The organism is Occallatibacter sp. (assembly GCF_036502485.1).
Classification (GTDB): Bacteria; Acidobacteriota; Terriglobia; order Terriglobales; family Acidobacteriaceae; genus Telmatobacter.
Genome location: NZ_DASXYM010000150.1, coordinates 20,500 through 30,705 on the forward strand (window position 1 = coordinate 20,500; position 10,206 = coordinate 30,705).

Sequence of the window (10,206 nt, forward strand, 5' to 3'; positions counted from 1 at the left end):
GCCGGCGACTAACGGTTTAGCCCGAGGGAGAACCTAGCGGCAGAGATCGGCGAGTGACCTGTGATCCAGAATGCGCGCGGTGGCGTCGCGAACTTCCAGAAGAATCTGGAAGAGGGCGCGCTGCTTGTCGTGAGTTTTCACCCGATCGCGCAGCGACTCAGCATCTTCAAATGGGGCGAGCGGTCCGTCGATACGGCGGATCACTTCTCCCAGGAAAATCTGCTCAGGGGGCCGTTTGAGCTGATAGCCACCTGCCGCTCCGCGAACGCTGTTCACGATCCGTGCGCGTTTGAGATCTCGCAGAATTGCCTCCAGGAACTTTTCGGGAAGTTGTTCCTCCTGGGCGATGTCGCGAATTTTGACGACGTCGTCAGGGTAGTGCCGCGCCAGCACAGTGAGAGCTTGCAAGGCGTACAGGCCTTTCTGGGAGATCCTCATATGCCCCAAGGTTAACAACTCAGGATCTCCGCCTGGCCCGAATCTTGCTTCCTACCGAAGAAAGTCTATCGAATTAGTAGACTTTCAGTGCTTCGATGTCCGGACGCGGCTGCATGTTGTATTCAGGTTGAGGAATTTCTCAGCGAATGGCCGCGAACTGCAGCGGCGCCCGCATGAGAGAAGGGGAAGGTGCTACCTGCAACAACAACCAAGGCGAGGTGCAAAGTACATTTGCGCGAGTGCGGGACAGGAGAACCGGTGCATGGAAAGAGGCGTGGTTGGCATGTTTGCTTCACCTGAGGGTTGAAGATCAACGGCTGGAAAGACAAAGGCCGCGTCAGCGGGGTGGCTGGTACGCGGCCTCAGGTGAGGGGACTGGGTTCAGTCTACGCACATGGCCGGCACAGCGCGGGACAACACGCGCAACGACAGCCAGCCTGCATTAGACGAACATCCATACGGGGAATATACCTGCGATCCGGGCAGCGGTCAATACGCGTGTCAATGCAGCCCGTGAGTGGGCGTGCATGATTGCGTCCAACAGTACACTGTACTTCGGTAACCTAACTTATTTCCATAAGTAACAAAGTTTGTGTCATTCTAATCGCAAGTCCACATGAAGCGTTTCAATTGCCGTTCTGGACCACCTGCGCGACGGAAGTATGTGATTCTCCGTTTTTTGAATCTGTAAGGAAGAGACAAAAGGCCCTCCCCCATGTCGGTCATGAGTCTTCTGCTTGTACCTTGCTTGGCGTTCTAACTGACTTCATCCGCAGCCCCCGATCAAAGCAGGGTGCTGCAAGCCTCCCCCGCCACGGTCCGGCCTCCAGCGAGAGGTTCGGATCGTGGCTTTTTTTGTCAGCGCCCCATCCGGGGCCGGTCGAAGTTGCGCCTGCGCGATAATGAGATTGCTGGAAGGCGCAGGAGAAGAGCCGGTGCGAGTACTGGTGGTTGACGACGAGATGCGCCTGGCGCAGAATATGGCCGCCGCTCTGCGCGAAGGGCCCAACTACGCCGTGGATATCTGCCACGACGGCCAGGAAGCCCTGCTGCTTTGCGACGTCACGACATACGACCTCGTCATTCTGGACTTGATGCTGCCTAAGCTGAGTGGCCACGAAGTGCTGCGCAGGATCCGCGCCAGCAATGCCGAAATCCCTGTGCTGGTGCTGACAGCGGTGAGCGGGCCGGAGAGCACGATCGAGCTGCTGAACCTGGGCGCCGACGATTACATGACCAAGCCTTTCGACCTGGGCGAACTGATCGCGCGCGCACGGGCTCTCATCCGCCGCGGCAAAGGCCTCAAGAACACCACGCTGCGTGTTGGCCCGGTAGCCATGAGCATCGCCGAGCAGCGCGTCAGCGTGAGCGGCAAGGACATCGATCTCTCGCCCACCGAGTACCGCATTCTCGAATACCTGATGCATCATCCGCGCGCGGTGGTGTCGAAAGAGCGTCTTCTCGAACACCTCTACGACTTCACCTGGGAACATCACTCGAACGTCATCGAGGCGCATATCTCCAATCTGCGTCGCAAAATGCGTAACGCCTCAGAGCTGGCGCTGGTCGAAACGCTGCGGGGCCGCGGCTACCGGCTGGCTGTGATGGATGAGGCGTTGCGATGAAGCGGAAGTCGATTATCCGGCAGGCAATCATCGCGGTGCTGCTGCTGGAGTGCCTGTGCGCCGTGGGCCTGGTCTCGATCTCGGTGTGGCATGAATGGCGCAGCCGCACCCGGGCTCTCGACATAGCGCTTGAGGGCCGTGCCGATTCGCTGATTGGCGCGGTGCAGGACGCCGAAGATCCTGAAGACAACGTCACCGTGAATGCTGAGGAGTTCAAGGCGCAGGCGGGCGACGTCTTCGCCGTCTTCAACTCGACGGGGCACCTTATCGGCGCCTCTCCGGACCTGCCTCCGCAGTTCACCGCTCCCGGCAACGATGGCTTCCGCTACGCACGCTTCCGCGACGACCGCTTCCGGGTCCTGCAGCGCCAAGCGCTGCGCATTATCGATCGTGACGAGACTCACGGCGTGGGCATCCGCAGGCCCTTCACGCTGGTCTACGCCACAGCGACGAATCATTTGTGGTACGAGATTCTCGAGGCTACGCGCTTCTACCTTCTGGTGAGCGTGGGGCTGCTTTGTGCGACGGCTGTAGTGCTGATCTGGCTCCTGCGCCGGCTTCTCGCGCCACTGGAGCAGCTCGCGACCAGCGCTTCGGGTATTACCACGGACGCGCTGGCCTTCGATCCGCCGCCGGGCGCCACGCGCGTGCAAGAGCTGGTGCCGCTGGTGGATGCGCTCTCTGCGATGGTGGGGCGCGTACGCGAGGCATTCGATCGCCAGCACCGGTTTCTCAGCGACGCCACGCACGAGCTCAAGACTGCGGTGGCTGTGGTTCGGTCCAGCATTCAGGTGCTTGCCATGCGTCCTCGCACCGCGGAGGAATATCGGGAGGGCCTTGAAGAAGTGCTGAGCGACAACGAACGCGTGGAAGCGCTCGTCCGGCAGATGCTTACACTGGCCAGTTTCGACGATTGCAAGGAGACCGCCCGCGGTGATTGCAACCTGGCAGAAGAAGTGCGCGTGGCGGCGGCGAGCCTGGGCAGCATCGCCGAAGTCCACGCTGTGAGCCTTCGCTGCGTTGTTGACGAGAACGCTCGCGTAGCCATGGCGCCGCAGGCCGGCCGAACGCTGGTCTCGAACCTGGTGCTCAATGCGCTGCAGCACAGCCCGGGCGGGTCGGCGGTGGAGGTCCGCGTGGCGGTGGATCCAACGCGCGTTATGCTGCTGGTGCAGGATTCCGGATCGGGCATAGCAGCGGAGAATCTGGATCGCATCTTCGAGCGCTTTTTCCGTGAAGACACATCGCGCTCGCGGGCGACGGGGGGCGCGGGTCTGGGCCTCGCCATCTGCAGGAGTATTGTGCAGGCCGCAGGCGGAGAGATCACGGTTGACAGCCAGCCTGGCAAGGGGACCACCGTCAGGGTGGCGCTTTCCGCGGTTCCCGCTGCCGCGCTGACGCAAACGGCGCCGGAATCCGACCGGCTGCGGTCTGCGGCTTCACGATGATGACTTATGCCTTTTGACTGGACCCGTGGCCCCCTGGCCCACGGCCTGGAGTGTTATTGCTCCGGCCAATTCTTCGAAGCCCACGAGCACTGGGAGGCTGTGTGGCTGGAGTGCACTGAGCCGGAGAAGACGTTCCTGCAATCGCTGATCCAGGTTTCGGCGGCGTTTCACCATCTTGCCCGCGGTAACCGCGCAGGCGCGCGCTCGCTGCTAACTCGCGCTCTGCGCCGCCTGGAGCGCTATCCCAGCGACTTTGGCGGCATCGCGGTCGACGGGCTGAAGGACAGCATCCGCGGGTGGCTTTGTGCGCTGCAGGCGGACGCGCCGGGGGAACTGCCGCCCCACCCACGCATCCGCCAGCCTGGGTGAACAAGTTGTCGCCAATGTCCAACGTTGTCTGTGACTTTTGCGCGCCAATGGGCGCGGTTGGGCAGCAATGGATAGCTTGGACCTGGAGGTTTTGGTGGGCGGTCAGGGACTCGAACCCCGGACCTCCTGCGTGTGAAGCAGGCGCTCTAACCAGCTGAGCTAACCGCCCAATCGTGAACCCGGAAGACAAGAAAAACCGCGCACCGGAGAGGTGCCCGGCAAGGTGGATGCCGGAGGGGGTTCCACGTGGTTTAGAGTAACACTTGCAGGGCGTTAGGGCCAAGTCAGGGATCAAGGAAAAGGGATCAGAGAACAGGGTCCTGCTAACCCGGCAGAGGTCAGAGGCGGAGAACCGTCACTGCGTCGTTGGCCTCGTTGCTTAATCCACTTATGCTGTTTCGATTCAGACGAATGCGTGCCGCATCCGACTTCCTCCCGGAAGCCGGTGCGGGGCTGCGTCCCTGCGCGTCAGGGGACGGGCCGGGCAGCCCACATGCGGGCGGCAGCATGCAGGCCATGGCCCGTGCCGGCGGGGAGCGCGCTGAAGATCCTGGGCGTGGAGAGGAACGAGCGTCGGGACCCTCCGGCCGGGGTATGTCGAAGCCTGCCACGAACCGCTTTGGCGTCCCCGAGGACGATCTGCGATTCGAGCCCGAATCCGGACCCGACGCCGGCCCCGAAATCGTCAAGGATTTGCAACAGGATGCGGACGAGGACGCGCAACAAAATGAGGGTCCCGGGGTTGAAGAGGATATGGCAACCCTGGTTCTGGACAATCCGGCACTGGGCGTACGGCCGGCAATCCCTCAAACGATTCCGGAAGCGAACGCTGAGGCTACCGCCAGCGCGAACCCGGATCTGCACGCGGCGGGGGTAGCGGCGGCCGATCCCAGCAGCGACGCGGCGATCATGCTGCGGGTGGCGGCAGGGGACGAGGCGGGCTTCAATTACCTGGTGCAGAAATACCACCGGTCGATGATCAACTTTCTTTTCCGGATGGTGCACAATCAGTCGGTTGCCGAGGAACTGGCGCAGGAAGTGTTTCTGCGGGTTTACCGAAGCCGCGAGAGCTACCGCGCGGAGGCGAAGTTTACGACGTGGCTTTATCGCATCGCCACGAATCTTGCCGTGAATCACGCGCGGGATACGAAGCACGAACGGGCGGCGCAGAACGTTTACCTGGACACGCCCGATGAAGAGACCGGGACCACGCCGGAAGTGGCTGACGACCGGCCGACGGTGGAGCAGACGCTGCTGAAGGACGAACGCATGGCGGCTATCCGCAAACACGTGATGGCGCTGCCGGAGCGGCAGCGAACGGCTGTGCTGATGCACAAGTATCAGGGGCTGGACTACCGCCAGATTGGGGAAGTTTTGAAGCTGAGCGAGTCGGCTACCAAGTCGCTGCTGTTTCGGGCGTATCAGACGTTGCGGGAGAAGTTGAAAGAGTTTGTTTAAGGGTTTTCGTCTAAAGAAGCAAGGGGAGTGGCGCCGGCGGGGGCCGGCAAGGATTGGGGTGGTTGAGATGGAATCGAACACGAACATCTGCGCGGGAATGGAGACGAGGCTGGCGGACCTGCTGCTCGATCCGGAGACTGTGCCTGTCGCGGTGAAAACGCATGTCAGCGAGTGCGATGGCTGCAGCCGCGAACTCGAAGAGCTGCGTGCCACCATGGCTGTAATGGACGCCTGGGAGGCGCCGGAGCCGAATCCCTATTTCATGACTCGATTTCAGGCGCGCCTGCGCGAAGAGCGGCAGGCGCAGCCGGCGGGCTGGCTGGAGCGGTTCAGGGCGCGTTTGATGATGCGGCCGCAGAAGGTGCATACGCGCCCGCTGGTGGCGATGGCGATGACGGTTCTGCTGCTGGTGGGGGGCGGGGCTTATCTTGACTTCTACTGGCAGGCGCCTCCCGCGGTTCCGCATGAGACGGCCGTGGTGCATGATTTGCAGACGCTGGACAGCAACGCCCAGGTGCTCGACCAATTGGAATCGATGGATGACGACAGCGGCGACGCTGTACAGCAGTAAGAGCGGGGAAAAGGGAACAAGGGAAAAGGGACCGAGGGGAGTGGAGACGATGGCGGGCGGGGTAAAGGCGAACGGAGTGAGCCGGGCGGCGATGGCTGCAGTGGCGGCCGCGGCTCTTTGCCTGCCCGCGGCGCCGGCTCAGAATCATAAGCAAAGCCCGCCGTCGCATCCGCAGCCGCATCACGAATCGCGGCAGGAATCGCATCAGGAATCGCGGCAGGCCCCGCGTCCTCAGAGTCATCCCCAGAGCCGGCCCGAGTCTCCGGCGAACCATCCTGCGCGGAGCTACGAGCCGCAATCGCAGGCGCGGCCGAATACAGTTCCGAATGGCGTGCCGCATCAGGCGCTTGTACCGTCGCAGCCGTATACGCCGCCGCGCACTACGCAGCCTTTCAACCAGCCGGGTACGCGTCCCGCCTACCCGGGGCAGAACTACTACGCGCCCACGCCGACCCGGCCTGGTTACCCTGGCCAGCGCACGCCGACAGCGCCTCCGGGACACCTGCAGAACTGGCTCGACCAGCACCGGAACGTGCCGGTGGCCAACCAGGAACAGATGCTGCGCAGCGACCCCAGCTTTCGCCAGCTACCGCAGGGCGAGCAGCAGCGACTGGTGCAGCAACTGCATCACGTGGATCAGATGAGCGACGCGCAGCGCCAGCGCCGGCTGGCCCGCGCCGAGAACCTGGAACGGCTATCGCCGCAGGAGCGCCTGCGCGTCAACCGCTCCGCCCAGCAGTGGCGAGCCATGCCGGAAGACCGCCAGACCATCATGCGCAACGCATTCCGCGACCTGCGATCGGTGCCGCCCGAGCAGCGCGGGATGGTGCTCAACTCCGCTCGCTATCAGGGGCAGTTCAGTCCGCAAGAGCGTGGCATTCTGAGCGACATGCTCAAGGTCGAACCTTACGAATCGCCGAGGTAGGGGCGAGAAGCCGGGAATAGGGAGTAGAAAGGCAAAAGCAGGCAGCAGAAGGGGCGCAATTCGCAGGGTGCGGATTGCGCCCCTTCTGCTTTCGTTAGACACCACTCTATCTATGACCCCCGCGCGGCTGTTCAGGCGCCGGCGAGGATGTTGTGGACGATCCCGGCATTCTCGCGGATCTCGTCCTTACGCTTGGGGAACACGCCTACAAAGATTCCGTCGGTCGGCTTGATGCTGTCGAATGCGAGTTTGAACGCGGCGTTGATATCGGTGTCGGCGAGGCGGCCGGCGGCCAGAATCTTGAACGCGAAACATGGCTTGCGGGTCTTGCGCATCACTCCATACATACGCGGAGGGTCGCTTTGGAGGTAGATTTCCTTAGGCATTTCCAGCGTGTGGCCGCCCAGGATCTGCTTCCACTCCTCTAGCGACCGGGTGCGGTTGTAGACGCAGCCGGCGTAGAAGTCCACGTCCCAGCCCTGCTCTTCGACGAGCTCGATGACTTCCGCTTTGTGGGTGCCCACGCCGACGGCTACGCCGAGGTCGCGCACGATTTTGCACCACTCGCGGACGGTGTCCATCTTGCCCTCGCGGAATGCGATGTCGACCACCTCACCCTGACGGTGGACGGCCAGCGGCTTGAGGTCGCGGACGAGCTGGGTGACATCGTCTTTAGCGGCTACCTGGGAGATCAGGTGCATCTTGCCGCCCTCGGACTGGAAACGGGCAAGGTCCTGCATGGAGCGCGCGCTGGTGACGTAATTGAACGCATTGATGCCGAAGCTGTTGGCGTGGTGCATCACTTCGCAGACTTTGTCCTGCGTGTACCACTCCGCCATCATGGAGCTGTAATTCAGGTTGTAATGCGAGTAGCCGTAGAAGGGATTGACGCCGAGCACCATGCGGCTGACTTCGACGCCGGCAAACTTCACGGTGGGGACCTGGAGGGTCTGAGGGGCCGGGGCCTGACCGGTGGGGGGAGCAGCCGCGGGCCTGGTTTCGCTGTGGCCGGTCTTTTCGTTCGGCTGTGCGGCAAGCCGGCTGATGGCGCCCAGGCCGAGGGCGGCTGCTGAGGTGGTCTGAAGGAATTCACGGCGAGTCGGACGCATGCGGAGCCCTTCCTTAGCGGGACAGGGAAGGGTTACGCAGAAGAAATACGACTCGCAGTGATGGCGCTCACGGTCTGCAGGGCCGGATCGCGAGGCGAGCGATCCGGCCCTGCGGGTCTATTGCGAGCGCAGGGTTCAGGGCAGCCGGGTTTCAGGCGGCGACGGGCGCGCTTGCGTCGGTCAGGCGCTGGAGACTGGCCGCATCGAGCTTCAGGCTGGCGGCGGCAATCAGGTCATCGAGATGCTTGTCGCTGGTGGCGCTGGCGATCGGAGCCGTGATTCCCGGCTGTGCCAGCAGCCAGGCGAGGGCGACCCGGGCGGGCGTGGAGTTGTGCTGGCTGGCAACTTCATCCAGCGCCTCTACAACAGCATAGCCGTGATCGTTGAAGTATTTCTTCACCATTCCGGCGCGCGCTGATTGCGTGCCGGCACTATCCCGGCGGTACTTGCCGGTGAGGAAGCCGGCGGCGAGCGAGAAGTACGGGATGACACCGATGCCGTATTTCCGGACGGCGGGCAGGAGGTCGGACTCGAATGCCTGACGCTCGACCAGGTTGTAGTGCGGCTGCAGGGAGGTGTACTCGGCGAGCCCGTTCCTGCGGCTGGTTTCGATGGCTTCAGCCAAGCGTGCGCCGGAGTAGTTCGACGCGCCTATATAGCGCACCTTGCCAGCTTTCACGAGCTTGTCGAAGGCTGCCAGCGTCTCTTCAAGGGGTGTCGAGCTATCGTCTGTATGTGCTTGATAGAGGTCGATGTAGTCTGTCTTCAGGCGGCGCAGGGAGGCGTCGACCGCGGAGGAAATATAGGCCGCGCTGAGGCCCTTCATCCCTTCGCCCATCTCCATGCCGACTTTGGTGGCGAGGATGACGTCCTGGCGGCGGCCTGACTTGGCGAACCAGTTGCCGAGGATGGTCTCGGATTCGCCGCCGGAGTGGCCGGGGGCCCAGCGTGAATACACGTCCGCGGTGTCGATGAAGTGGAGGCCGGAAGTGACGGCTCGGTCGAGCTGATGAAAGGCGTCCGCTTCAGGGACGGTCCAGCCATAGACGTTGCCGCCCAGGCAGATGACCGGGACCTCGGGGCCGTTCTGGCCCAGCTTTCTGGTGTGCATGCAGGTTTCTCCTTCAACGGAAGTCAGATGCGGGCGGGGGTGGGGTGGATTCAGGACGGATACCGGGGGGGTGTATTGATCACTCAGTAACTCCGTTGGTGGAGCGGGTCGGGCGGACGGGGTGATTTCCGCGGGCGTACAACCGTCGAAATGTGAGTTGAATCACCTCTGGATTTCCGGTAAGTCCAATGTTGTCATTGAGTGGCCCTTCAGTTGCGCCGGAACTTTAAAAGAAAGGGGTAATAATTTTCTGGTAAACATCAGGTTTCGGAAGGGTACGGATGGGTGGTGGAGTGCCGGTGCTGGGAGGTGAATTCAGACACAATTTCACGCTTGGGCGCGAGAGGGCGCCGGAAGTGAGTATGGACGGACCGGGATCAAAGTGGCTGTGCGCGCCATCACAGGAAATAAGTGGGGATGTCATGGCGGGCGGTGTCAGGGCAGGAGGCTGGTTTCGGGGGATGACGGTCTGGATGGGAGCCCAGCACCGATCGAAAGCTTGTTGAACGACATGTGGAAGAGGCTGATCCTGCCGGCGACCACTGTCATGATGGCGGCTGCGTTCTCGCGCTTTCCGGTGCAGGTCGGAGATCACGAGAAATTCGCCGTCTACGCAACCTATCTGCTCCTTGGGCTGATGGTGTTGTACGACTTGTGGCCGCTCCATGGGGTGCATGGAGCGACGATTGCTGGCGCTCTCCTGATTCTGGCGTATTTGAATTTTGCCCCATGCAGGGTGAGATTGCCGCTCCGCTGATGCCGGATAAGTGTCATTGAAACCGGGCCGTACATTGGCTACACTGGGCAAGCTTTCCCACAAGAATTTGCCGTGCACAGGTGTCGCAATGGATGGTGTGATGAGGTCGGATCCTTTGGGCGACGTCGATGCGCCTTCCGGGGGAAATCTCTCCGGGCTCGATCATTGTGATACGGCAGTTCTGAAGGGCCTGGCTATCCTGGCTATCGTTTTTCATAATTTCTTTCACCTGATAAGCCCCGTCCGCCAGAACGAATTTGTATTCCATCCGGGACTATTCGCCGTATTTCTGCAAACTGTACGGCAACCCTCTCTCGCTATCCAGGCTTTCTTCTCGTTTTTCGGACACTTTGGCGTGGCAGTTTTTATCTTTCTGTCAGCTTATGGACTGACGA

At 61.9% G+C, this 10,206-nt stretch carries 11 protein-coding genes and 1 tRNA gene; 8 read left to right on the top strand and 4 right to left on the bottom strand.

The genetic code is table 11. From position 1 onward, the window contains the following. Nucleotides 1-33: 33 nt before the first annotated feature. Nucleotides 34-438: an RrF2 family transcriptional regulator gene (locus tag VGL22_RS19150; RefSeq protein ID WP_465268570.1), complete on the bottom strand. Its 405-nt coding sequence runs from the start codon at nucleotides 436-438 to the stop codon at nucleotides 34-36. A 902-nt stretch (nucleotides 439-1,340) separates the two neighbouring features. Between VGL22_RS19150 and VGL22_RS19155 the strand changes: the two genes are divergently transcribed. Genes VGL22_RS19155 through VGL22_RS19165 form a run of 3 tightly spaced genes read left to right on the top strand, consistent with a single transcriptional unit; the run spans nucleotide 1,341 to nucleotide 3,880 of the window. Beyond that, nucleotides 1,341-2,063 (top strand): response regulator transcription factor, encoded by a 723-nt coding sequence (locus VGL22_RS19155; protein WP_465268560.1) that lies wholly within the window; start codon nucleotides 1,341-1,343, stop codon nucleotides 2,061-2,063. Further along, nucleotides 2,060-3,511 (top strand): sensor histidine kinase, encoded by a 1,452-nt coding sequence (locus VGL22_RS19160; protein ID WP_465268561.1) that lies wholly within the window; start codon nucleotides 2,060-2,062, stop codon nucleotides 3,509-3,511. The genes VGL22_RS19155 and VGL22_RS19160 overlap by 4 nt, the downstream gene beginning before the upstream one ends. Before the next feature lie 6 nt (nucleotides 3,512-3,517). Continuing rightward, nucleotides 3,518-3,880, top strand: a complete 363-nt coding sequence (locus tag VGL22_RS19165; RefSeq protein WP_465268562.1) for a DUF309 domain-containing protein — start codon at nucleotides 3,518-3,520, stop codon at nucleotides 3,878-3,880. A 92-nt stretch (nucleotides 3,881-3,972) separates the two neighbouring features. Here the strand turns inward: VGL22_RS19165 and VGL22_RS19170 are convergent. Beyond that, nucleotides 3,973-4,049 (bottom strand) — tRNA-Val (locus VGL22_RS19170). 242 nt (nucleotides 4,050-4,291) lie between these two features. Here VGL22_RS19170 and VGL22_RS19175 point away from each other — a divergent pair. The 3 genes from VGL22_RS19175 to VGL22_RS19185 all read left to right on the top strand — a co-directional run bounded on the left by VGL22_RS19175 (nucleotide 4,292) and on the right by VGL22_RS19185 (nucleotide 6,834). After that, the gene (locus VGL22_RS19175) at nucleotides 4,292-5,338 is read left to right on the top strand and encodes an RNA polymerase sigma factor (protein WP_465268563.1); all 1,047 of its coding nucleotides are present in this window, start codon (nucleotides 4,292-4,294) and stop codon (nucleotides 5,336-5,338) included. Between the two features lie 67 nt (nucleotides 5,339-5,405). After that, nucleotides 5,406-5,909, top strand: a complete 504-nt coding sequence (locus tag VGL22_RS19180; protein ID WP_465268564.1) for a hypothetical protein — start codon at nucleotides 5,406-5,408, stop codon at nucleotides 5,907-5,909. Further along, nucleotides 5,878-6,834, top strand: coding sequence for a DUF3106 domain-containing protein (locus VGL22_RS19185; RefSeq protein ID WP_465268565.1), 957 nt, complete (start codon nucleotides 5,878-5,880; stop codon nucleotides 6,832-6,834). Before VGL22_RS19180 ends, VGL22_RS19185 begins: the two co-directional genes overlap by 32 nt. A gap of 131 nt (nucleotides 6,835-6,965) precedes the next feature. Here the strand turns inward: VGL22_RS19185 and VGL22_RS19190 are convergent, their stop codons facing one another. Both VGL22_RS19190 and VGL22_RS19195 read right to left on the bottom strand, forming a co-directional pair. Then, the gene (locus VGL22_RS19190) at nucleotides 6,966-7,943 is read right to left on the bottom strand and encodes a twin-arginine translocation signal domain-containing protein (RefSeq protein ID WP_465268566.1); all 978 of its coding nucleotides are present in this window, start codon (nucleotides 7,941-7,943) and stop codon (nucleotides 6,966-6,968) included. Between the two features lie 151 nt (nucleotides 7,944-8,094). Further along, nucleotides 8,095-9,054: an aldo/keto reductase gene (locus VGL22_RS19195; RefSeq protein ID WP_465268567.1), complete on the bottom strand. Its 960-nt coding sequence runs from the start codon at nucleotides 9,052-9,054 to the stop codon at nucleotides 8,095-8,097. 502 nt (nucleotides 9,055-9,556) lie between these two features. Between VGL22_RS19195 and VGL22_RS19200 the strand changes: the two genes are divergently transcribed. Together VGL22_RS19200 and VGL22_RS19205 are read left to right on the top strand one after the other, a co-directional pair. Next, nucleotides 9,557-9,811, top strand: coding sequence for a hypothetical protein (locus VGL22_RS19200; RefSeq protein WP_465268568.1), 255 nt, complete (start codon nucleotides 9,557-9,559; stop codon nucleotides 9,809-9,811). A gap of 115 nt (nucleotides 9,812-9,926) precedes the next feature. Continuing rightward, nucleotides 9,927-10,206 (top strand): hypothetical protein (locus tag VGL22_RS19205; protein ID WP_465268569.1); only part of this gene is annotated, 280 nt, incomplete at its 3' end.

Bases quoted from the DNA above. Each gene is read 5' to 3' on its own strand.
- VGL22_RS19150 (WP_465268570.1), bottom strand. From the start codon at position 438: ATGAGGATCTCCCAGAAAGGCCTGTACGCCTTGCAAGCTCTCACTGTG.
- VGL22_RS19155 (WP_465268560.1), top strand. From the start codon at position 1,341: ATGAGATTGCTGGAAGGCGCAGGAGAAGAGCCGGTGCGAGTACTGGTG.
- VGL22_RS19160 (WP_465268561.1), top strand. From the start codon at position 2,060: ATGAAGCGGAAGTCGATTATCCGGCAGGCAATCATCGCGGTGCTGCTG.
- VGL22_RS19165 (WP_465268562.1), top strand. From the start codon at position 3,518: ATGCCTTTTGACTGGACCCGTGGCCCCCTGGCCCACGGCCTGGAGTGT.
- VGL22_RS19175 (WP_465268563.1), top strand. From the start codon at position 4,292: ATGCGTGCCGCATCCGACTTCCTCCCGGAAGCCGGTGCGGGGCTGCGT.
- VGL22_RS19180 (WP_465268564.1), top strand. From the start codon at position 5,406: ATGGAATCGAACACGAACATCTGCGCGGGAATGGAGACGAGGCTGGCG.
- VGL22_RS19185 (WP_465268565.1), top strand. From the start codon at position 5,878: ATGACGACAGCGGCGACGCTGTACAGCAGTAAGAGCGGGGAAAAGGGA.
- VGL22_RS19190 (WP_465268566.1), bottom strand. From the start codon at position 7,943: ATGCGTCCGACTCGCCGTGAATTCCTTCAGACCACCTCAGCAGCCGCC.
- VGL22_RS19195 (WP_465268567.1), bottom strand. From the start codon at position 9,054: ATGCACACCAGAAAGCTGGGCCAGAACGGCCCCGAGGTCCCGGTCATC.